The organism is Mycobacterium sp. TH-M103, assembly GCF_057473785.1.
Genome location: NZ_JBYCLG010000070.1, coordinates 1 through 20,778, shown reverse-complemented (window position 1 = coordinate 20,778; position 20,778 = coordinate 1). Strand labels below are relative to the sequence as shown.

21 protein-coding genes and 5 pseudogenes are annotated in these 20,778 nt (G+C 71.4%); 14 read left to right on the top strand and 12 right to left on the bottom strand.

What is annotated here, in order from left to right; all coding sequences use genetic code 11:
- The first annotated feature begins 31 nt into the window (after positions 1–31).
- Positions 32–319, top strand: a complete 288-nt coding sequence (locus AC2VOR_RS04080) for a DUF3349 domain-containing protein (RefSeq protein WP_369741714.1) — start codon at positions 32–34, stop codon at positions 317–319.
- On the opposite strand, the pseudogene AC2VOR_RS04075 reads toward AC2VOR_RS04080, so the two are convergent.
- The 5 genes and pseudogenes from AC2VOR_RS04075 to AC2VOR_RS04055 form a co-directional block, all read right to left on the bottom strand.
- Positions 307–568, bottom strand: a pseudogene (locus tag AC2VOR_RS04075) (endonuclease/exonuclease/phosphatase family protein); the annotation flags it as partial. The gene AC2VOR_RS04080 and the pseudogene AC2VOR_RS04075 sit on opposite strands and share 13 nt — an antisense overlap.
- Positions 564–1,193, bottom strand: a complete 630-nt coding sequence (locus tag AC2VOR_RS04070) for an SAM-dependent methyltransferase (protein WP_369739878.1) — start codon at positions 1,191–1,193, stop codon at positions 564–566. The pseudogene AC2VOR_RS04075 and the gene AC2VOR_RS04070, both read right to left, overlap by 5 nt.
- Entirely contained in the window at positions 1,190–1,963 is a 774-nt protein-coding gene (locus AC2VOR_RS04065; protein WP_369741713.1) for a PIG-L deacetylase family protein, read from the bottom strand. Before AC2VOR_RS04065 ends, AC2VOR_RS04070 begins: the two co-directional genes overlap by 4 nt.
- 5 nt (positions 1,964–1,968) lie before the next feature.
- On the bottom strand, positions 1,969–2,910 hold the full coding sequence (locus AC2VOR_RS04060) for an acyl-CoA dehydrogenase family protein (RefSeq protein ID WP_369739876.1): 942 nt from the start codon (positions 2,908–2,910) through the stop codon (positions 1,969–1,971).
- Positions 2,907–3,623, bottom strand: a complete 717-nt coding sequence (locus AC2VOR_RS04055) for a glycosyltransferase family 2 protein (protein ID WP_369739875.1) — start codon at positions 3,621–3,623, stop codon at positions 2,907–2,909. The genes AC2VOR_RS04060 and AC2VOR_RS04055 overlap by 4 nt, the downstream gene beginning before the upstream one ends.
- A gap of 141 nt (positions 3,624–3,764) precedes the next feature.
- Between AC2VOR_RS04055 and AC2VOR_RS04050 the strand changes: the two are divergent.
- A pseudogene (locus tag AC2VOR_RS04050) lies at positions 3,765–4,235 on the top strand (hypothetical protein).
- Between the two features lie 15 nt (positions 4,236–4,250).
- Here AC2VOR_RS04050 and AC2VOR_RS04045 read toward each other — a convergent pair.
- Positions 4,251–4,508 (bottom strand): DUF7218 family protein, encoded by a 258-nt coding sequence (locus AC2VOR_RS04045; RefSeq protein WP_369741712.1) that lies wholly within the window; start codon positions 4,506–4,508, stop codon positions 4,251–4,253.
- Positions 4,509–4,804: 296 nt separating this feature from the next.
- On the opposite strand from AC2VOR_RS04045, the pseudogene AC2VOR_RS04040 reads away from it, so the two are divergent.
- The 3 genes and pseudogenes from AC2VOR_RS04040 to AC2VOR_RS04030 form a co-directional block, all read left to right on the top strand.
- Positions 4,805–5,093: pseudogene (locus AC2VOR_RS04040) on the top strand (SRPBCC family protein); the annotation flags it as partial.
- A gap of 9 nt (positions 5,094–5,102) precedes the next feature.
- Positions 5,103–5,510, top strand: coding sequence for an MmyB family transcriptional regulator (locus tag AC2VOR_RS04035; RefSeq protein WP_369741711.1), 408 nt, complete (start codon positions 5,103–5,105; stop codon positions 5,508–5,510).
- Between the two features lie 104 nt (positions 5,511–5,614).
- Positions 5,615–6,574: an alpha/beta fold hydrolase gene (locus AC2VOR_RS04030; protein WP_369741710.1), complete on the top strand. Its 960-nt coding sequence runs from the start codon at positions 5,615–5,617 to the stop codon at positions 6,572–6,574.
- Positions 6,575–6,583: 9 nt separating this feature from the next.
- Here the strand turns inward: AC2VOR_RS04030 and AC2VOR_RS04025 are convergent, their stop codons facing one another.
- The 3 genes from AC2VOR_RS04025 to AC2VOR_RS04015 are packed head-to-tail and all read right to left on the bottom strand — an operon-like array spanning position 6,584 to position 10,272.
- Entirely contained in the window at positions 6,584–7,948 is a 1,365-nt protein-coding gene (locus tag AC2VOR_RS04025; protein ID WP_369739874.1) for a flavin monoamine oxidase family protein, read from the bottom strand.
- A 39-nt stretch (positions 7,949–7,987) separates the two neighbouring features.
- Positions 7,988–9,112 carry an Rv3169 family protein gene (locus AC2VOR_RS04020; protein ID WP_369739873.1) on the bottom strand — a complete coding sequence of 375 codons (1,125 nt, stop codon included), beginning with the start codon at positions 9,110–9,112 and terminating at the stop codon, positions 7,988–7,990.
- Positions 9,112–10,272 carry a phosphotransferase family protein gene (locus tag AC2VOR_RS04015; protein WP_369739872.1) on the bottom strand — a complete coding sequence of 387 codons (1,161 nt, stop codon included), beginning with the start codon at positions 10,270–10,272 and terminating at the stop codon, positions 9,112–9,114. The genes AC2VOR_RS04020 and AC2VOR_RS04015 overlap by 1 nt, the downstream gene beginning before the upstream one ends.
- A 58-nt stretch (positions 10,273–10,330) precedes the next feature.
- Between AC2VOR_RS04015 and AC2VOR_RS04010 the strand changes: the two genes are divergently transcribed.
- Together AC2VOR_RS04010 and AC2VOR_RS04005 are read left to right on the top strand one after the other, a co-directional pair.
- On the top strand, positions 10,331–10,933 hold the full coding sequence (locus AC2VOR_RS04010; RefSeq protein WP_486963240.1) for a TetR/AcrR family transcriptional regulator: 603 nt from the start codon (positions 10,331–10,333) through the stop codon (positions 10,931–10,933).
- Positions 10,930–11,799 (top strand): SDR family NAD(P)-dependent oxidoreductase, encoded by an 870-nt coding sequence (locus AC2VOR_RS04005; RefSeq protein WP_369739869.1) that lies wholly within the window; start codon positions 10,930–10,932, stop codon positions 11,797–11,799. The genes AC2VOR_RS04010 and AC2VOR_RS04005 overlap by 4 nt, the downstream gene beginning before the upstream one ends.
- A gap of 497 nt (positions 11,800–12,296) precedes the next feature.
- Here the strand turns inward: AC2VOR_RS04005 and AC2VOR_RS04000 are convergent, their stop codons facing one another.
- Positions 12,297–13,667 (bottom strand): 13E12 repeat family protein, encoded by a 1,371-nt coding sequence (locus AC2VOR_RS04000; protein WP_369741709.1) that lies wholly within the window; start codon positions 13,665–13,667, stop codon positions 12,297–12,299.
- Between the two features lie 194 nt (positions 13,668–13,861).
- Between AC2VOR_RS04000 and AC2VOR_RS03995 the strand changes: the two genes are divergently transcribed.
- From AC2VOR_RS03995 to AC2VOR_RS03965, 7 genes and pseudogenes are all read left to right on the top strand, one after another.
- A complete protein-coding gene (locus tag AC2VOR_RS03995; RefSeq protein WP_369739866.1) occupies positions 13,862–14,809 on the top strand; it encodes a DUF4129 domain-containing protein in 948 nt (315 codons plus the stop codon).
- The gene (locus AC2VOR_RS03990) at positions 14,806–15,288 is read left to right on the top strand and encodes a hypothetical protein (RefSeq protein ID WP_369739864.1); all 483 of its coding nucleotides are present in this window, start codon (positions 14,806–14,808) and stop codon (positions 15,286–15,288) included. The genes AC2VOR_RS03995 and AC2VOR_RS03990 overlap by 4 nt, the downstream gene beginning before the upstream one ends.
- Entirely contained in the window at positions 15,285–16,280 is a 996-nt protein-coding gene (locus AC2VOR_RS03985; protein ID WP_369739863.1) for an AAA family ATPase, read from the top strand. The genes AC2VOR_RS03990 and AC2VOR_RS03985 overlap by 4 nt, the downstream gene beginning before the upstream one ends.
- Entirely contained in the window at positions 16,277–17,527 is a 1,251-nt protein-coding gene (locus AC2VOR_RS03980) for a DUF58 domain-containing protein (protein ID WP_369739862.1), read from the top strand. Before AC2VOR_RS03985 ends, AC2VOR_RS03980 begins: the two co-directional genes overlap by 4 nt.
- An 8-nt stretch (positions 17,528–17,535) precedes the next feature.
- A complete protein-coding gene (locus AC2VOR_RS03975; protein WP_369741708.1) occupies positions 17,536–17,982 on the top strand; it encodes a hypothetical protein in 447 nt (148 codons plus the stop codon).
- 291 nt (positions 17,983–18,273) lie between these two features.
- Positions 18,274–18,363, top strand: a pseudogene (locus AC2VOR_RS03970) (PPE domain-containing protein); the annotation flags it as partial.
- A 206-nt stretch (positions 18,364–18,569) separates the two neighbouring features.
- Positions 18,570–18,839, top strand: coding sequence for a hypothetical protein (locus AC2VOR_RS03965; protein WP_369739860.1), 270 nt, complete (start codon positions 18,570–18,572; stop codon positions 18,837–18,839).
- A 26-nt stretch (positions 18,840–18,865) separates the two neighbouring features.
- On the opposite strand, the gene nuoN is transcribed toward AC2VOR_RS03965, so the two are convergent.
- Together nuoN and AC2VOR_RS03955 are read right to left on the bottom strand one after the other, a co-directional pair.
- Positions 18,866–20,461, bottom strand: a complete 1,596-nt coding sequence (nuoN, locus tag AC2VOR_RS03960) for an NADH-quinone oxidoreductase subunit NuoN (RefSeq protein WP_369741707.1) — start codon at positions 20,459–20,461, stop codon at positions 18,866–18,868.
- Positions 20,461–20,778, bottom strand: a pseudogene (locus AC2VOR_RS03955) (NADH-quinone oxidoreductase subunit M); the annotation flags it as partial. The gene nuoN and the pseudogene AC2VOR_RS03955, both read right to left, overlap by 1 nt.

The window sequence follows — 20,778 nt, the reverse complement described above, 5'->3', positions numbered from 1 at the left end:
CGTGCGGCGAAGCGAGCGAGGCGGGTTGACGATGGCGAACGTGGTGTCCAGAGTGGTCGGCTTCCTGCGCGCGGGCTACCCCGCGGGCGTGCCGGCAACTGGATACGTGCCGTTGTTCGTATTGCTTCCCCGCCGGCTCTCCGACGACGAGATCGTCGCGATCACCGAACGGATTCGGGGCCGGGGGGTCCCGGCCGGCGCCGCCGACATGGGCGTGGAGATCAGCCGGGTCACCAACGAGATGCCGTCCCTGGACGACATCGACCGCGTACGCGATCGCCTCGTCGCCCTCGGCTGGCCGGCCGATCAGGGCGCCTGAGGGCCCCGGCGTTCCAGGCTGACGGCCAGCGGCCGGTGGTCGAGATCGGCATCGACTCGGACTCGGTGGCGCCCGCCCGCAGGGCGGGATCGTCGGTGAGGATGTGGTCGAGCTGGCGGTCGGGCGTGTCGGCCGGGAACGTGGCGGCGACCGCGAGCGGCCGCATGCCCTACCTGCGCCGCACCGCCGCCGGGGTGAGATTGAGATCCCGATCAGCAGCCGCGGGCCGGGGAAGCCACGCACGTCACGGGCCAGCACCGGGCACGCGCTCGCGCGCCGCCACCGACCGCCCGTCGCCGAGGCCGAACACCTCGACGACGACGTCGCGGTCGCGGTAGCACCCCAGCGACGCCAGGCCGGGCGTGCGCGCGACGACACGGTGCGCCGCATCGCCGCCGATCGGGTAGTCGGCAACGGGGTGGCGCCAGTGGGCGGCGACGACGGTGGTGCCCGGCTGCAGCCGAGCGCATTCACGATCCAGCACGGCGGCCAGCGCGTCGGCCTGCAGGTAATATCCGACCTCGCTGAGCACCACCAGGTCGAAGGGTCCGCGCGGCCACGCCTCGTCCAGGGAGGCCCGCGCCAGGTCCACCCGCTCACGGCAGCCGGCCGCCCGCAGCCGCCGGTCCGCGCCGCGCAGCGCGGCGTCGGCCACGTCCACCGCGGCCACTCGGTTGCAACGCCGTGCCAGCAGTTCGGTCAGCGTGCCGATCGAGCACCCCGGCTCGAACGCGTGCCGGTAGCGGCGGCCGGGCAGCATCGCCAGGGTGATCGCGTATTTACGCTCCTCGTACCACCGCGTCGACAGCCGCCAGGGGTCGTCCTCGCCGGCGTAGAGCCGGTCGAAGTACGCGTCGGGAAGCCGGGTGCTCACCGGAAGACCACTTCGCCCACCGCGAGCAGCCGCGGCAGCACGAACCCGGGCAGCACCGGCGCCGACGCCCCGTGGCACGGCTCGAACTGACTGCGAAAGCATTGCGCGGCAAGCTTTTTTCGAGAGACCGCGCGACCGGGTACGGCCACGGTGTGGGCGCGCTCCCACGGCACCACGGAGTCGGCGGGGTTGGCCCAGTGCCACATCCACACCGGGAACTCGAGCAGCGTGGCGTCGGTGCGCGCGCAGGCCGCCGCCGCCGCGCGCCCCACGGCCTCGTGATCGGGGTGCCCGTCGCCGCGCCAGGTGGCCGCACACCAGGTGTCCGGCCCGGCGGCGCCGAGAACGCCGGCGAGCACCTCGGTGAGGGCGTCCTCGTGGTCGGCGACCTCCCCGTCGGGCAGGCCGAGCGACAGCGCAGGGGGAATCCCTAAAACCCGTGCCGCCCTGCTTAACTCGTGGCGGCGTGTCGTCTCCAGGCGGATCCGCTGCAACGCCGTCGCCCCCGGGTAGGCGGCGCCGCCGTCGCTGACCGACACCACCTGGACGTCGACCCCCGCGTAGGCCAGGTGCGCGATCGTGGCGCCCATCCCCAGGGTCTCGTCGTCGGGGTGCGGGGCGACGACCACCAGGCGCTGGCACCCGGTGAGGTCCAGCGGCGGCAGGGGCCCGCGGCCCAGGGCGGTCAGCCACACCGGCAGCGGTGTGCCGCCGCGGGTCAGCGGCTTGGCCGCGAACCGTTCGCAGTTGCCGGCCGGCAGGGCCGTCAGCGCGGTCAACGGTGTTGTCCCGCAAGCTTGCCGAGCTCGGCCAGGTCGCGCTCCGCGTGGCTCTGCCGGATGTAGATGGTGAGGTCGGCCACCCGCTGGGCGTGCCGGCCGTCCTGGCACAGCGGCCCGGGGCCCAGGGCCCGGCCGGTGCGGGTGATCGCCTCGTCGGCCGCGTGCTCCACGACGCTGCGGACGCGGCGCGCGAGCAGTTGGGCGGTGTCGGTCCGGTCGAACGGGTCGGCGTCGATGTGGGCGGCGGCGGTGCTCAGCATCGCCTCGCCGGCCGCGAGGGCGGCATCCACCGCGCCCAAATGGGCCAGCGAGTAGGCGTCCGCGGATTCGCTTCCCGCGCAACGGTACAGCGGTTCGGCAACCCGGCGGGCGCCGCCGAGCCAGCACGCGGCCACCCCGATCGCGCCGTGCCAGAACCCGGGCCGGCTCAGGTAGTCGCCGGGGCCGCCCACGGCGACGGCCTGGGTGTTGGTGAACTGCACCGGCCGGGTGTCGCTGCCGGCCATCCCGGCGTTCCACCACGTGGTCGGCAGGGCCTTGACGGTGGCATCGAGCGCCGACACCGCGAACAGGCCGCGCGTTCCGTCGGCGAGTCGCGCCGTCACCAGCGCATGGGTGCAGAAGCCGGCACCCGAGCACCAGACCTTGGTGCCGTTCAGGGTGAACGCGCCGCCGGCTTCGGCGGCCGTCAGCAGCGCGTCGCGGGCCTCGGCGGCCCACACGCCCCACAGCTGGCCGGGATCGGGCGGCTTGCCGCCGAGCTCGTCGAGGATGGCGACGGCGTCGACGTGGGCCTCGGCGATGCGGGCCGCCACGATGTCCTCCTCGGCCAGCAGGGCCAGACCCTGCCAGCGCTCGGCGGTGCGACCCGAGGCCGGCAGCGGCAACTCCAGCCGTCCGGTCTCCAGCCAGTGCTTGACCAATCCCGCCGTCACGCGCAGTCCCCCGTCGCCGGCGTGCCCAGTCGGCGGAGGTGATGGGCGAAGCCGTGCGGGGCGCGGGCCCGGGTCCGCGCCGACGTGATGACCGATATCCCGGTGTCCCGGTGGATGGAACAGCCGGCGGACTCGAAACGCTCGACCAGGTCGACGTCCTCGCCGGAGGCCAGCGGGCGGAACCCGCCGACCCGCCAGTAGGCTCGGGCGGAAAAGCCCATGTTCGCGCCGTGGATGTGGTCGTGCGGGTCCCCCGCGCCGCCCTCGTAGGCCCGCAGGAACCGGTCGGCGACGTCGGGGGAGTGCTGGTGCCAGTCGGTCACGCGCACCACGCCCAGCACCATGTCGGCCCCCGTCTCGAGCTGGCGGACCAGCCAGCCGGGGTCGACGCGGCTGTCGGCATCGGTGGTGGCGTACCAGCACCGGGCGCCGGGCCCGTGCAGCGACCGGGCATAGCCGAAGCCCACGGCCCGCGCGGTGCCGACGTTGCGGGCGTCGACGCATACGAAGTGCACGTCGGGCCCGTACTCGCCGGCCAGTTGGGCGCTGTCATCGTCGGTGTCGTCGAGCACGACCACGACGGTGACCGGAACCGGGGCGCACAGGGCCGCGGTCAGCACCGCGCGCAGGCACGCCGGCAGCTTCGCCCGCTCGTTGTGGGCGGGAATCACGACGGCAGCCCCGTCGTAGGCTCTCAGGACTGGGGCTGGCATAGCTACTTGGTTTGCCAATCCGGCCGTTGCTTAAACAGACGACAAACGCTGGGGCGCAATGGCGTCGGGCCGTCGGGCTGCCAGCCAGGGTCGCGGGGTATGACGTAGTGACCATGGCAGCACAGATCCCCGGGCCCGCCCGTGCACGACGGCCGGCTGCGGGAGGCGCTGCGCGCGGCGGCGTCGGCGCTCAAGGAGGGCGGGCCGCGGTTCGCCCTGGCCGGGGCCATGCGCCGCGGGCTCACGGGGCGCCTGAACCGAATCACGACGTGATCTGGTGGTCGCCGAAGCCGATGTGGCCGACGCCGCGGCCGCCCTGCAGCGCGCGGGATTCGGCATCGAACGCCCCCGGAGGGCTGGCTGTTCCAGGCCCGGGCTGGGAACGCGGTCGTCGACGTGCCTGCATCGCGTCAACGGTGTGGCGGTGCGGACGGACCTGCTGGACCGCGCCGAACGGCACTGCGCGCCCTCGACGAGCACTTCTGCGACTTCGCGACGCAGCTGCCGGCGGTGCGGGAGCGGCTCGACTGGGAACAGATCAGGTCCCAGACCGGCGACAACGACTTCGCTTCCGCCTTCGTGGTGCTGGCCGAAGCGGCTCGGCCTCTGTGATTGATCAGTGATTGATCAGTGGCTGCGTAGCTTGGCGATCAGCTTGTCCTTGGTCAGGTCCGAATACCCCGAGATGCCAAGCTCTTTGGCGCGCCTCTTCAGCTCCGGCACCGTCCAGTCGGTGTAGGAGCCGGCCCTGCCGCCCTTGCGCGCGATCGACGACTTGCCCTGCGCGGCGGCCGCGTTGGAGATCCGCGCGGCCTTCTCCTTGGAGTCGCCCTGCCGGCGCAGATCCTCGTAGAGCTTCTCGTTCTTGATGGACGACGGCACGATGCGGCCTCCTGTCTGTGGTGTTTGTGACGTCTTTGTCCGGGGATGCCCCGCCCGGCGACCGGGAAAACCCGCCGCGCCACGCCCGGGCCGCCGAAACTTGGCGTGTCACCGCCTGAAATGCCCGATCGGGGCACTAGCTAGGACCTTCCGGGTTACCTGCGCTCGATGGGGGTAGCCGAGGGTGGTGATCAACGCGAACGGCGAGAACATGCTGCGCGGAGTCATGGCGATCGGCGCCTCGGCCGGCGGCGTCGCGGCTTTGTCGCGCCTTGCCGCGGGTCTGTCGCCGGATTTGCCTGCGCGAGGTCACCGGCGTCGGCACCTGGTTCCGCGAGGAGATCACCGCCTACGACCGGCCCCCACGGCTACACCTACCTGATCGTCCGGTCATTTCCGCCGTTCCGCCACGAGGGCGGCACGCTGACCTTCACCCCGGCGGGAACCGGCACCCACGTCGACTGGCTCACCAACTACACCCACCCCGCCTGGGCGGGCGGACGGCTGCTCGAGGCGGTCAGCCACCGGGTGCTGCGCTCGAGTTTCGAGGCGATTCTCGACGCCTGCGCGGAGGCGCTGGAGCGGTGAGGCGCGGCGCTGTTCGCCCGCGCCGTGGCAACGCCGAACCTGGCGCGGTTCATCTTCTTCGATGCCACCGCCGGTCGGGTCTTCCCGGAGTGGGACATCGCGGCCGACGACGCCGTCTCCCTACTGCAGGGCGAGGCCGCGCGCTCCCCGGACTCGCCGGCCGTCACCCGGCTCGTCGGGGAGCTCACCACCCGCAGCGAGGACTTCCGCAGCCGCTGGGCGGCGCTCAACGTCAAGGCGCACCGCCACGGCGTGAAGCGCTTCCCCCATGCCGACGTCGGGGAACAAGTGCTCAGGTGCAACATGCTCGACATCGGCACGGGCGGGTTGTCGTTGTTCGGCTACACCGCCGAACCGCGCTCGCGGTCCGAGGAGGCGCTGCGGCTGCTGGCCTCCTGCGCGGTGACCGCCGAATAGGACCGGAAAGCGAAGGCGAATCTGCCGGAATTGACGTCGGCGTCAGGCTAGACTCGCGGGATCCGAAACCGTGGCAGCGTGGCCGCATTGGAGGGGAAACCGCGATGAGTCCCAGACGATCCGCCCGCGGCGACGACGGACTGTCCGAGGTGTTGCCGCCCAGCCGGGAGCTGACCGTGCGCGCGGCCGACGGCACCCCGCTGCACGCCGAGGTGTTCGGGCCGCCGGACGGCTATCCGATCGTGCTGACCCACGGCATCACCTGCGCGATCCGCGCGTGGGCATACCAGATCGCCGACCTGGCCACCGACTACCGGGTGATCGCCTTCGACCACCGGGGCCACGGGCGCAGCGGCGTCCCGCGCGGCAACGGCTACACCCTCGAGGCCCTCGCCGCGGACCTGGATTGCGTGCTCGAGGCGACACTGGCGCCGCACGAACGGGCGGTGCTGGCCGGGCATTCGATGGGCGGCATCACGATCGCGGCCTGGTCGGCGCGCTACCGGCACAAGGTGCACCGGCGCGCCGACGCGGTGGCCCTGATCAACACCACGACCGGCGACCTGGTCAGCAAGGTGAGCCTGCTGCCGGTGCCGCGCCGGCTGTCGCCGGCCCGCGACCTGCTCGTGCGCGGGCTGATCGGTGCGTTCGGCGGGTTCCCGCTGCCCGGCGTCGCCCGCGTCCCGAGTCGTTACCTGGTCGCGATGCTGGCGGTCGCCAAGGACGCGGACCCGAGCGCGGCCACGCTCGTCTACGAGCTGTTCGCGCAGACCTCGGCCGCGGGGCGTGGCGGGTGCGCGCGGATGCTGGTCGGCTCGCTGGGGTCTCGCCACCTCGACCTGGAGGGCCTCACGGTGCCGACGCTGGTGATCGGCAGCGAGCGCGACCGGCTGACGCCCATCAGCCAATCCCGCGCGATCGCGCGCACCGCGCCCAACGTCGTCGGCCTGGTCGAGTTGCCCGGCGGTCACTGCTCGATGCTGGAACAGCCCGCCGCGGTGAACCGCCATCTGCGGGAGCTCGCCGGGTCGGTCAGCCGCGACCTGCGGCGCATCAGCTCCTGAAGGGGCGGCTCACAGCAGGGCCGTGACCTCGGCGGCCGCACGGCGGCCGGATCGGATGGCGCCGTCGAGAAATCCGGTCCATTCGTCGGCCGTTTCGGTGCCGGCCCAATGGATCGGCCCGACGGGCCGGCGCAGGTACGGCCCGGACCGGGTCCACGACCGCGGCGGTACCGCCGCCGTCGGGCCACCCGGTGCGAATTCTTCTGTGCCCCAACGATGGTCGACGTAGTCGAGGGGTTTGAGCGCGTCGCTGCCGAACAGCGACGCGAAGCAACGCAACGCCTCGCGGCGGCGCTGGTCGGCGGGCAGTGAGTCGAACGCGCGGGCGTCGACGAAGCCCATCAGTATGCCCGGCCCGTCGGCTTGGGGGCTGACGTCGAAGGTGATGAAGACGGGACCCTCGTCGGAGAGGGCCTGGCCGGAGAAGCCGTCGGCCCGCCAGAACGGCGTGGAGTAGGCCGCATAGGCCTTGCTCAGGCGCCCCTGCGGCCAGTGCCGGGCGAGTTCGTCGTACTCCTCGGGCAGCGGGGGAGTGAATTCGATCGAGGCGCGGTGGGCGGGCGGAACGGCGACGATGACGAATCCGGCCTCGGCTCGGCCGCGGTCGCAGGTGACCGCCACGCCCGCGCCATTGCGCTCGATGCGCCGCACCGGTGCCTCGAGCACGATGCGCGGGCCGAGCTCGGCCGCCACCGCGTCGGCGATCTGCTGCGTGCCGCCCGGGAAACGGTCCTGCTGGGCCCCGTTCTCGACGTCGAGCATCCGGTCCAGGCCGCCGGCGGCGCGCACGTACCGGGCGGCGTGCAGCATCGACACCTCGTCGGGTTCGCACCCCCAGCTCACCCGGGACACGATCGCCAGCAGGTCGCGGGAGGAGGCGGAGGCGCGCACCGAGCGCAACCAGTCGCCGAGCGACTGGGCATCGAGTTCGCGGGCGCGGCGCGCGTTCCACGGGTCCGCCAGCGGGATGCCGCGCGCGATCCGCTCGAACTGCCAGCGCAGCCGGCCGATGTCGATCAGCCCCGCCAGCGAGAGCTTCGGAATGGTGCCGTGGTAGGGGCGCGCCCAGCCGCGCCACTGGATGATGCTCCGGCCGTGGTGGTGGGTCGGGGTGGTCGGGATCTGCAGTTCGGCCGCCAACGCCAGCACCGCGTCCTGGGTGGGGCCGACGAAGGTGCTGCCCATGTCGGCGGGCAGCCCGGCGACGCTGCCGGTGAACGAGCGGCCGCCGACGCGTTCGCGGCCCTCCAGGACCACCACGTCATGGCCCAGCCGGGTCAGTTCGCGCGCGGCGGCCAGCCCGGCGAAGCCGGCGCCGACCACCACGACGTCCACGCTCCAGGATCCGGCGTCGGGGGGCGGCGGATTCGTCACGCCGTCTAGTGAACCGCACTCGGGCGAGAATGCCCAGCGTCAGGGGGCGACCGACAGCCAGTCGGCGAACCCGGACGGGTCGTGGCGGCCCAGCGCGCCGTGCTCGTAGAGCCCCCAACCCTCCACCGGCTCCGCGTCGCCCTCGCGGCACAAAGCGCGGCCCACGTGGTCGATCACGCCGAACCCGGAGCGCGCGACGATCGCCGGGTCGGTCATGTCGTAGGTCAGCCGTTCGACGAACTTCTCGCCCTTCCACATGCCGTGCAGCCAGTCGGAGTCGCCGCCGTAGCCGCCGCCGACGTGGATGGGGACGGGCAGCTTGGACTCCACGTCGAAGTGGACCGGGGTGCCGTCCGGTGCGGTGGCGTCGATCGTCGCCCCGGTCGGGATGCGCGTGCCGGAACGGTAGTGGATCTTGACCCGCGGCCAGCCCAGCTGCTCGACGCGGCCGTCGCGCCAGACCCGGGTGCAGTCGTTGAGCGAGCGGAAGCCGTCGGGCTCCTCCTGGATGATCAGCACGATCGCGAAGTCGTCGAACGCCATGGGCACGTACAGCCACCACATGCCCTCGAAGGGCGGATCGGCGGGGCGGCCCGCCGGCTCGGGCTCGCCGATCGGCCGGATGCCCCAGGACCGGTCCCGGCTGCCGATCCAGGTCGCGGGGTCGACGGCGAACTCGTCGCCGTCGACGGCCAGGCGTCCGCTCCAGGAGCCCAATTGGGCGAACCGCTGCGCGCTGAGCGTCACCCGATTGCCCGACCGCAGCACATGCGGCTGTTCCTGCACGACGTCGAACAGGCCTTCCCAGGTGAGGTCGGCTGCGATGCCGTCGGTTTCGTCGAGGATCAGGCGCAGTTTGCGCAGCGGCTCGATGACCTCGATGCGGTAGCCGTTGACGTTCTGGTTGAGGCGGTCTTGGTCGATGGCGTCGGACAGGTGCACCGCGGTCTGGGTGTCGCCGCGCCGGACGAGCAGGAAAGCGTCCTTGACGCCCAGGTTCGGGTAGTAGCCGATGCCGCTGACGACGAAGATGTCCCCAGTGCGGTCGTGGGCGTTGAAGTAGGCACGGTCGTAGAAGTTACGGTCGCTGGAGCCCGGCCACGCGATGGGCTGCGGGATCTGGTGCACCGGGAATTCGTCCAGCGGGCCTAGCCTGTGCGACATTACTGGTCCTCTCCGATGAGACCCTCGCCGATCAAACGGCGCATCAATCCGGCGTGATAGAACAGCGATTCTGCGAAATTGGGGTCGTCGGTCCTCTCCATCTCCCCGAAGTGCACCCGACGGGCGCCGGTGCGCATGAACACGCACGCCCACATCACACCCGAGTACACGTAGAACCAACGCAGGTCGCCTATTTCGACGCCGGCGAGCCGTTCGTAAGTGGCGCGGACGTCGTCCTCGCGCATCACCTGCGGCAGGCCCGGTAGCCCGGCGAGGCCGGTGAGTTCCTGAAAGACCATGTGCGCGTAGATCATCCACGCGACGTCGAGCTCACGCGGGCCGAGTGTCACCATCTCCCAGTCGAGCACCGCCACCGGCTGGAAGTCGCGGTACAACACGTTGCCCACCCGGGCGTCGCCCCACAGCAGGACTGGTTCGGCGGCGGCCGCCTCGGCCGGCCAGTGGGCCTCGAGCCACTCGAAGGTCCGCTCCAGCAGCGGTGAGCGGCCGATGTCGGGCACCGCGAAGTCATACCAGGACCGCACCCAGTTGAAGTGCCGGCGCAGGGCGGTGTCGCCCTCGGAGCCCTCGGTGAGAAAGCCGAATTCCTCGGCGGCGCGGGGTATAGCGTGCAGCTTGGCCAGCACACCGACGGTGGCGTCCTGCAGTTCGCGCTGGCGCTCGGCGGGCGCGTCGGCGAACCAGTTGTTGCCGAAGGTGTAGGGCATGACGTCGGGCGGCACCTCGCCGTCGACGTAATCCATCACGAAGTAGGGCGTGCCCAGCACGTCGCCGGTGGACTCCAGCCAGCGGACCGGCGGAACGGGGACGTCGGTGAGGTGACCGACCTTTCGTATCACCTCGAACTGGTGGTCGAGCCGGTAGGTGGGGAAGACCTGCACGTCTTCGGCGGCGGGGGCCACCCGGGTCACCAGCTTCTGCTCGATCTGCTGCCCGTCCTGTTGCCAGCGGGCGGTCAGGATTATGGTTTCCGAGGACATGCCCGTGGAGTCCACGCCGCTCTCGACGGTCACCTCCGGTGTCGCCCCGCCGGGCAGGACGGTGGACAGCCACCGCGCCATCACCCCCGGCAGGGTGCTGACGTCGCGGCTCGAGCGCTGCAGCCGGTCGACCTTGTCGAGGACGGGTTCGTTGGCCACGGGGTGCCCCCATTCTTTGCGACTTCTGCGCGACAATTACGATACGGTAGGTAGCGTTATGAAAGCAGACCCGTCCGCCCTTGACAAGGCCCCCGGCGCCGGCCGCCCGCGGGACCCGCGTATCGATTCGGCCATCCTATCGGCAACCGCGGAACTGCTTGTGCAGATCGGATATTCGAATCTGAGCCTGGCCGCGGTCGCCGAGCGGGCCGGTACCACGAAATCCGCGCTGTACCGGCGGTGGTCGAGCAAGGCCGAGCTGGTGCACGAGGCGGCCTTCCCGACGGCACCCACCGCGCTGGAGGCGCCGGCCGGCGACATCGCCGCCGACGTCCGCATGATGATCGAGGCCACCCGCGACGTGTTCACCACGCCGGTCGTGCGCGCCGCCCTGCCCGGCCTGGTGGCCGACATGACGGCCGACCCCGCCCTCAACGCCCGGGTCATGTCGCGTTTCGTCGACGTGTTCGCCGCGGTGCGCCTGCGGTTGGGCGAGGCGGTCAAGCGGGGCGAGGCGCATGACGACGTGGACCCGGACCGGTTGATCGAGTTGATCGGAGGAGCGACGATGCTGCGGATGCTGTTGCGCCCGGAAGACGCACTCGACGAGGCGTGGGTGGAGCAGACCGCCGCGATCGTCGTGCACGGGGTGCGGCGATGACGGGGCGGCTCGCCGGCCGGGCCGCGATCGTCACCGGCGGCAGCCGCGGCCTCGGCCGGGCGATCGCCGCGGCGCTCGCCGCCGAGGGTGCGGCCGTCGCGGTCGCGGGCCGCACCGAGCAGGTGTGGGACGAGCGGCTGCCAGGGACGATCGGCGAGACGGTCGCCGGAATCGAGTCGGCGGGTGGCCGCGCCGTGGCGGTCCGGGCCGACCTGACCGACCCCGACGACATCTCCCGGCTGGTGGATTCGGCACGAGATGCCCTGGGGCCCATCACGATCCTGGTGAACAATGCCGCCTTCACCGCGCCCGGGCGCCCGCCTGCGCCCGGCGGCGCGCCCCGCGCCAAGCCCGCGGCGAAGGCGGGTGGCGCCAAGCCCGGCTGGCCCGGGTTCGTCAGCATTCCGCTGGCCGCCTACCGCCGGCACTTCGAGATCGCGGTCTTCGCCGCCTACGAGCTGATGCAGCGGGTGTGCCCCGACATGATCGACGCGGGCGGGGGCGCGGTCGTCAACATCAGTTCGGTCGCGTCCCGGCTGCCCGGCGACGGCCCCTTCCCCGACCGCGGCGGGGGAGTGCTGCCCGGGTACGGCGGATCGAAGGCGGCGCTCGAGCATCTCACCCAGTGCGCGGCCTACGACCTCGCCGACCACAACGTCGCGGTGAACGCCTTGTCGCCGTCCAAGCCCATCATGACCCCGGGCCTGGCTTACTATGCGCGCGAATTCGGCCACACCGCGGATGTCGACGAATTCGCGCGCGCCGCAGTCGAATTGGCGTTGGTCGATCCGGGCGCGGTCACCGGCCGCACGATCGGCCATTTGCAGGTCCTCGACGGCAGCTTCCGGCCGTTCGAACCCGAATAGGGGCCTTGGCCGCCGGTGGCGCCGCACGCCCGGCCGGGGCTGGAGCCGCCCGGGCTCAGTACCCCGGTGCCGGGCCCCCCGGTCCGCCGGGCATAGGCCCCGGCCCAACGGGCATCGGCCCCGGCCCGCCGGGTATCGGCCCCGGCCCGCCGGGTATCGGCCCCGGGGCGCCCGGCATCGGTCCCGGGACACCGGGACCGACCGGACCGGGCGGAGGCGGCGGCGCCGGCTCGTCGGGCAGGGAGCTCACCTGCGAACCGTGCGCGACGGACTGCGTGCGCGCGTCGCCGGTCGCGGCCGCGATCCCTGCGCTGACGGCCAGGCCTGCGACGCCCGCGCCGATCGCCGCCAACGTACGGCGGAGTGCGTGGCTGTCGTGGTTTTTCTTGCTGTCCATGATGTTTCCCCCATTCTCAAGTGGACCTGGGTCGAGTGGATCCGGACTCTCTCCGGCTACCCGGCAAACTCGCCCCGAAACTTCGGCGGCCGATCCCACCTCACTCCTCCTGAATCGGCGGATCGAGATCACCGCGCAAAAGCTCGTCGGGATGGTGGGCGTGGTTGATCTCCGGTGGGCCGTCGCCCTTGCTCCAGCCGAGTCGCCCGTTTTCGGTGACCTCGGTGTGCCATTCGCCGCGGCTCGCGCCGTCATGGTCGCCGCCGCAGGCGAAATGCAACGAATCGGCGTCGGTGCGGCCGCCTTCGGCCCAGTCCGGCGAATGGTGCACTTCGCAGTTATAGCCCGGTTCAAGGCAATTGGGTCGCGTGCAGCCCCGGTCGCGGGCGTAGCAGATGAGCCGCTGATCGGCTGTCGCGATCCGCTTCTGGCGGCCCAGGTACAGCGGCCGGCCGGTGTGCCCGTCGAACACGGCCAGGTAGTGAATCGCATCGGCGGCCATGCGGATGAGGTCGGGCATCGGCAGCCTGGACCCGCCGCCGGTCCGCGCGGGTGCGGGCATCGGGACGGACTCGTCGGCAACCGCTGCGGCGGCTCGCTCGAGATCGTCCAGCGTGGTCGTGGCGACCACCGTGACGGGGTGGCCCCGGTGCGATCCCAGCCGACCGGACGAGACCGCAGCCTTGAGACCGAGTTTCAGCGCGTCATGGCAGCGTTGCGCGGGTGTGCGCGTGTCGCGCTCCTGCGGCGCGGCGCCGTCGGGTTGGTGACGTCCCGGACGCACGGCCGCGCGGATGGCCTCGAAGTACGCTCGGGCCTCGGGTTCCAGCAATCCCGACAACCGGGACATGCCATCCGGTCCCTGCGCGCCCAGGTGTAGCCCGCGGCGACGGGCCCGATCCTCGTCGTTGAACAAGCCGTCGGGGTTGAGGTGGTCGGCGATCCGGTGGCCCAGCTTGGTGACGACGCCGGCATCGAGTTTCCGTGCGTGCTGCACCAGCGTTCGCTCGGCATCCGCCACGTCGGAGGCCGAAACGCAGGAGGGCAGCACGTCGACCGCGTCGCATACCGCGCGGATGTGGTCCTCGCCGACCGCGCCGGCCTCGAGTGCCGCCGCCAACTCCGGAAGCTCCGGTGCGACAGGCGGACCGGTCAGCGAGCGCCGCGGCCGGATTCGCGCGGCCAGCTTGAAGCGGCGCCGGATTTCCCGCGGCGGGATGCGCAGCCGGGCCCACAGCCGGTCGCGTTGGGCCGGTATGGACTCGCCGCCGTCAGGCGGCTCGGCGATCTCGGCGAAGAACCGGTACATCAGGCCCCGGTTGGTGCGGTGCTGCGTCTCGAGCCGTTCGGCGACGTCCACCCGGAAGTCGTTGCCCACCACATCCGAGGAGGTCGCACGCAGCACGTCATGGGCGGCGTCGATCGCGTCGAGGGCGGCGTCGATCCGCTCTCGTGCCTGTTCGGGGATCATCGCGACCATGCGTCCAGGGTAGCGAACAAACGTTCGAATACCGCCCCCGTTCGGCCGGGTTGTGGATGCAATGCGGGCTGTGGACAACGCAGCACCGGCCGGCGCCGGGATTCCTGGCGAAACCGCCGCCTGACGTGCGAGGATGAAAAACCGAAGCCGCAACGGCGGCAGTTAACCGGTCGAGTGGTGTGCCGATGCCCGGTAGTGACAAACCCACGGCGCGGGTCGTGGCGCTGATCGTGCTCCTGCTCGTGGTCGCCGTGGCGCTGCGCGGCTATCTTCCGGCCCACGACCGGGCCTTCCGCACCGAGGCGGGCGGCAGTGCCGCGGCCTGGACGGCCGTCGTCGCGGCCCTGGCCGGGACGGTGACGCTGCTCGCGATCGCCGTCGTCGCGCGGCTGCGCGATCCCCGAGGGTTCGCGCCCAGCGGGCCGGACCTGCCCGCGCTGCTCGACACCGGCACCGACCGGCCGAGTTGGCGGGTGGTGCTGGTCGCGCTCGGGGTGATCGCGGGCCTGCTGCTGGCGCTGACGCTGCTGACCCGGGTCGCGGTGGGCCACGACGTCACGCCCCCCGCGCCGGGATCCGCGAGCGTGTCGCCCCCGGCGCGCACCGGGGCCCCGCCGCCCCGGCAACCGCCGAAAGCCGACTCCGGCAACATATCCCGCGTCCTGATCGCCTGCACGCTGCCCCTGCTGCCGATCCTCGTCGTGGGCACGCTCCTCGAGTCGCGCCGGCGGTGGCGCGCGACGGGCGCGGGCGAAACCGCCGCGGAAGAGGGCGAAACCGCTGCGGCGCAACCGAACCCGGGCTCGCTGGTGCGGGCCGCCGAGCGCGGCCTGGCCGAGATGACAGACCTGCGCCGGGAGCCGCGCGAGGCGATCATCGCCTGCTACGCCGCAATGGAACGCGAGCTCGCGAACGTTCCGGGCGCCGTCCCGCAGGATTTCGACACCCCGACCGAGGTGCTGGCCCGCGCCGTCGAACGCCACGCGCTGCACGCCGACAACGCCGTCCAACTGGTCGATCTTTTCGCCGAGGCGCGGTTCAGCCCGCACGTGATGAACGAAGCTCACCGCGACGTCGCGGTCCGGGCGCTGCGGCTGGTCCTCGACGAACTGCGGTCCGTGAGCCACGCATGAACAGGCTTGTCGCCCTTGGGGTATTCCTCATCCTCAGTGTGGAGTTGCTGACGCTGGCCCTGCCCGACCGCGGACTCGTGCTCGCGGCCACCGGCGTCGCGCTGGCCCTGGTGCTGCTCAACGTTCGTCGCGTCGTGGGGAGGGGACCGCAACCCGACGAGGAGCCCGGTGCGGACGACCTCGGGGACGCGCTGCGCCGTTGGGTCGCCAACACGGAGACAACCATCCGGTGGTCGGACTCGACCCGGGCGGACTGGGACCGGCACCTGCGGCCGATGCTCGCACGGCGCTACGAACTCGTAACCGGCCAAAGGCTTTCGAAGGACCCCGCCGCGTATCACACCAGTGGGCGGATACTGTTCGGAGCCGAACTCTGGGAATGGGTCAATCCCAACAACGTCGTCCGTGGCGGTGACCGGGGGCCCGGCCCCGGCCGTGCGGCGCTCGAGGCGATCCTACGGAAGTTGGAGCAGGTATGACGTTGCCCACCGCACTGCCGGCCGACAAGACCACCGAGTACTGCGGTGCAGTCATCGACGAGATCGAACGCGTGGTGGTGGGCAAGCGTTCGGCGCTCACGCTCATCCTGACCGCGGTGCTCGCCCGCGGGCATGTGCTGATCGAAGACCTGCCGGGACTGGGCAAGACGCTCATCGCGCGGTCCTTCGCCGCCGCTCTGGGGCTTCGCTTCACCCGGGTGCAGTTCACCCCCGACCTGCTCCCGGCCGACCTGCTCGGCTCGACGATCTACGACATGCAGTCGGGCCGGTTCGCCTTCCGCGCCGGACCCATCTTCACCAACCTGCTGCTCGCCGACGAGATCAACCGCACCCCGCCCAAGACCCAGGCGGCCCTGCTGGAGGCGATGGCTGAAAGCCAGGTCAGCATCGACGGCGAAACCCACCAGCTGCCAACACCGTTCATAGTCCTGGCGACGGACAACCCGATCGAGTACGAAGGCACCTACCCGCTGCCGGAGGCGCAGCTGGACCGGTTCGCGATCCGGCTGGAGCTGCGTTACCTCTCCGAGCGCGACGAGACCGCCATGCTGCGCCGGCGTCTCGAGCGCGGGTCGTCCGAGCCGGTGGTCGATCAGGTGGTGGACGCGCACGATCTGCTGGCCATGCGCGAGTCCGTCGAGCAGGTGACCGTGCACGACGACGTCCTGCGCTACGTGGTGTCGCTGGCGGCGGCCACCCGGCACCATCCGCAGGTCGCGGTCGGCGCCAGCCCGCGCGCCGAGCTCGACCTGGTTCAACTGGCCCGGGCCCGTGCGCTGTTGCTGGGGCGCGACTATGTGATTCCCGAAGACGTCAAGGCGCTGGCGATCCCGGCGATCGCCCACCGGATCACCCTGCGCCCGGAGATGTGGGTGCGAAAGATCCAGGGCGCCGATGTCGTCGGGGAGCTGTTGCGGCGCCTGCCGGTGCCCCGGACCGGCGGCGGCGACAGCCTGGCGGGTCCGGCGTGACGGAGCCGCGCACGGTCGAGTTCCGCTGGCGCGCATCCCCGTTGACGCGGGCGATCGCGACGAGTGCGGGCGCTGCGCTGGCCGTCGCGGTGATCGGCGGCAGGTGGCAGCTGATCGCGTTCGCCGCACCGCTGCTCGGTGTGCTGTGCTCGATCAGCTGGCAGCCTCGGATGCCCCCGGTCCGCGTGCACGGCAACCCCGCGTCGCAGCGATGCTTCGAAGACGAGCGGGTACGGCTCCGGGTGTGGGCCACCGTCGAAGACGCCGGGGCCGCGACCGTCGAGCTGTTGGTCCCGGACGTCGCGGGCATGGGGCTCGAAGTCCTCGCCGCCGATGGTCGTGCGGCGAAAACGGTTGCGGCGAAGGCGCATCGCTGGGGCCGGTATTACCTGCGGGCACGTGTGGACGTGGTGGCGCGCGGGGGGCTGCTCACCGGCACGGCCACCGTCGACGCCGCCGCCGTCGTCGTGTTCCCGCTGACGCCGCCGCAGTCGACGCCGATCCCGCAGACCGAGTTGCTCGACCGCCTCGGTGCGCACCTGACCCGGCACGTCGGGCCGGGCGTGGAGTACGCCGACATTCGACCCTACGTGCCGGGCGACCAGTTGCGGGCGGTGAACTGGCCGGTGAGCGCTCGTCGCCGCCAACTGCATGTCACGCAACGGCTGACCGACCGCGCCGCCGACGTGGTGGTGCTGATCGACGCCTATCGTCAGCCGGCCGGCCCGGCGACCGAGGCCACGGAAAGGGTCGTACGCGGGGCGGCCCAGGTGGTGCAGACGGCACTGCGGCACGGCGATCGCGCGGGAATCGTCGCCCTGGGCGGCAGGCGCCCACGGTGGCTCGGCGCCGACATCGGACAACGCCAGTTCTTCCGTGTCCTCGACACCGTGCTCGACGTCGGCGAGCACTTCGAGGACACCACCGGCACCCTGGCGCCACGCGCGGCTGTCCCCGCCGGGGCGATCGTCGTCGCGTTCTCCACGCTGCTCGACACCGAGTTCGCGCTGGCGCTGATCGACCTCCGCCGCCGCGGGCACGTCGTCCTGGCGGTGGACGTCCTCGACCGGGCTCCGTTCCGGGGCGATCGCGACCCGCTGGTGGACGAGCTGTGGGGGCTGCAGCGCTCCGCCATGTATCGCGACATGGCCACCGTCGGTGTCGACATCGTGTCCTGGTCCGAGGGCGCCGCCCTGGAGCAGTCCATGGGTGTGCTGCCGCGGCATGGGCGACGGGTGCGGGGATGAGCGCGGGCATGGCGGGCGCGGCGCGGATGGCCATCCCCGCCCTGTCGGTGGCATCCGGGCTGCTAATGGTGGGATCGGTCGCCGTCGGTTCGCACGGGGCGGCGATGGTCGGGTGCGCGGCGGCGCTGACCGCGGTGGCCGTCGGGACGGCGTTGCGGCCGGCCGCAACGTTTGCCGTTGTGCTCGTGGTGTTCGCGATCGCGCTGTCCGGTCCACCGCCCGTGCCCGTCGGCCTGTCGGGGCTTTGCGCGGCAGCCTATCTGGTGTCCCGCCACGCCACCGGGCCGTCGGCCGCGATGGTCATCGGGAGCCGCGCGACATGGGTTGCTGCCCTGTGCTTCACGTCGGCCGGTTTGATTGCGGTGTCGTTTCCGCTTCAGCTGCCGTGGCTGCCGCTGCTCGCCCCGCTGGGCGCGCTGGCGATTTTCGTGCTGGCTACGCGCCCGTTCACGTAGCGGGTTTGGCCGATAGCCGAAGCGCGGTTTCCGGCGCGCGCCTTGCGGGCAGCAGGGCCGGGTGCGGTGCCGTTGCCATCGTGTAACGCCGCATAGCGGCTTGGTGTCGGCCGCGTTGGGCTGCCCAGTGGGCTCGGAACGGAGGTTTGCCGAACTTTTTGGCAATATCTCGCGCATTTGCGATGCGATGTTTGCTCATCGGTCGCGTAGCGGGTGCCGCGCCGAGAGGTTCTGACACACGAGACCCGTGGGGGACGGTGTGTGGCCACGCCTCATGGGAAGGACAGGCCGATGAGTTTTCTGACGTTGCCGCCGGAGATCAATTCGCTGCGGATGTTCTCCGGTGCCGGTTCGGCGCCGATGCTGCAGGCCGCGGCGGCGTCGGGGGAAACACGGGCTTCTTCAACACGGGCAGCCTGAACACCGGCCTGTTCGACTCCGGGGACCTCAACACCGGCATCGGCAGCGCGATCACCCAGCCGGGCTCGGTCTCCGGCATCAGCACCTCCGGCACCGACGTCTCCGGGTTCTACAGTTCGGGCGTCGACGTCTCCGGCTACCAGAACACGAGCGCCGGTGCCCTCGGGGTGCCGAGCTCGGGATTCGGAAACATCGGCGACGGCAACGTCGGGATCGACAACTCGGGTACCCAGCTGACCGGCATCGCCGACATGGGCAGCACCAACGTCGGCATGTTCAACTCGGGTGCGAACAACTCCGGCATCGCGAATTCGGCCACCAATGCCGGCGGCCTCACCTACACCTCAGGTGTGGGCAACTCCATCGACGACTTCGCGGGAATCGCCGACCAGGGCACCGGCTTTGGCGCGGGCGCGGAAGCGGCGGCCAAGGGCTAGCGGCGCAAACAGCGCGTGCGGCCGGCTCAGTGCAGCAGGTGGGCGGCCTGGTCGGCCAGGTCGAGCAGAGGCTGCGGGAAGATCCCCAGCGCCACGGTGGCCACGGCGCACACGGCGATCGCGGCCTTGCTCAGGATGCCGGGCGCGACCACGTGGGGCGTGTCCTCGGTGGCCTCGGTGAAGAACATCGAAACGATCACGCGCACATAGAAATACGCGGCCACCCCGCTGGCGATCACACCGATGACCACCAGCGGCAGCGCCCCGCCCTGGGCGGCGGCCCGAAACACGGCGAGCTTGCTGACGAATCCGCTCGTCAGCGGGATGCCGGCGAAGGCCAGCAGGAACATCGAGAACATCACGCCCACGATCGGTGAGCGCTGCCCGAGCCCCGCCCAGTGGGACACGGTGGCGTCCTCGACGCCGTCGGCGTTGCGGATCAGGCTCACGATCGCGAACGCCCCCATCGTGCTGAAGCTGTAGGCGACCAGATAGAACAACGTGCCCGACAGACCGGAATGGTTGTCGGCGATGACGCCGGTGAGGATGAAACCGACGTGGGCGACCGACGAGTAGGCCAGCAGCCGCTTGACGTCGGTCTGGTTGACCGCGGTGATCGTGCCCACCGCCATGGTCAGGATGGCGATCGTCCACAACACCGGGCGCCACTGGTCGTGCAGCGGCGGCAGCGCCACGTACACCACCCGCAGCAGCGCGCCGAACGCCGCGACCTTGGTGGCCGCCGCCATGAAGCCGGTGACCGGAGTGGGGGCGCCCTGGTAGACGTCGGGAATCCAGGAGTGGAACGGGACCGCGCCGACCTTGAACAGCAGGCCGACCGACAGCAGCGCGACGCCGACCAACGCCATCGACGTGTCACCTTGGGCGGCAAAGGCTTTGCGGATGCCGGGCAGCAGCAGCGTACCGGTCGCGCCGTAGATCAGCGCCACGCCGTAGAGAAAGAACGCCGACGAGAACGCGCCCAGCAGGAAGTACTTCATCGCCGACTCCTGCGACAGCAGGCGACGATGCCGGGCCAGGCCGCACATCAGATACAGGGGCAGCGAAAGGACTTCCAGCGCGACGAACATGGTCAGCAGGTCGTTGGACGCGGGGAACACCATCATGCCGCCGACCGAGAGCATCGTCAGCGGGAAGAGTTCGGTCTGCGCGGCCCCGGCCCGTTCGGCCTCGATCTCGGCGTCGCTGCCGGGCACCGCGGAGGCCTGCGGAGTGAAGGAATCCAGGCCGGCCGCCGCCGAAGCGGCCCCTGAAACTCCCACGGCCGCTTTGCGTTCCGCTTTGGCCTGCGTGCGTTCGGCCATGAAGATGACCGCGAGCACGGCCACCAGCAGCACGGTGCCCTGCAGGTACAGCGCAGTGCGGTCGACGGCCATCGCGCCCAGCACCGCGGTGCGTCCCGAGGTGCAGACCGAGCGGCTCACCGCGACGACCGCGACGAACGCCGCCACCAAGCCGCCGAGCGCGAGCGCCACCTGGGTGCCGTAGCGGAACCGCCGCGGCACGAACGCCTCGGCCAGCACACCGGCCACCGCGACGCCGAACACGATGAGCATCGGGCTCAGCAGGAAGTACTCGATGCTGGGGGAGGGGAGCAGGATCATCGGTGTGGTCCTTCGGCTGTGCGGGGTGCTCGGTCCGGTGCCGCGGTGCCCGGGGGCACGCTCGGCGCGGGATCGTGCTGGCCGATGGTGGTCATCGTGTTGGCGACGGCGGGGTTGATCAGCTCCAGCACCGGCTTGGGGTAGACCCCGAGACCGATCAGCAGCGCGATCAACGGCGCGATGACGAGCAGTTCGCGCGCCTTGAGGTCGGTGATCTTCTCGTTGCCCGCGGCCACCGGTCCGGTCATCACGCGCTGGTAGAGCCACAGCATGTAGATGGCCGCCAGGACCAGTGCGGTGACCCCGAACGCGCC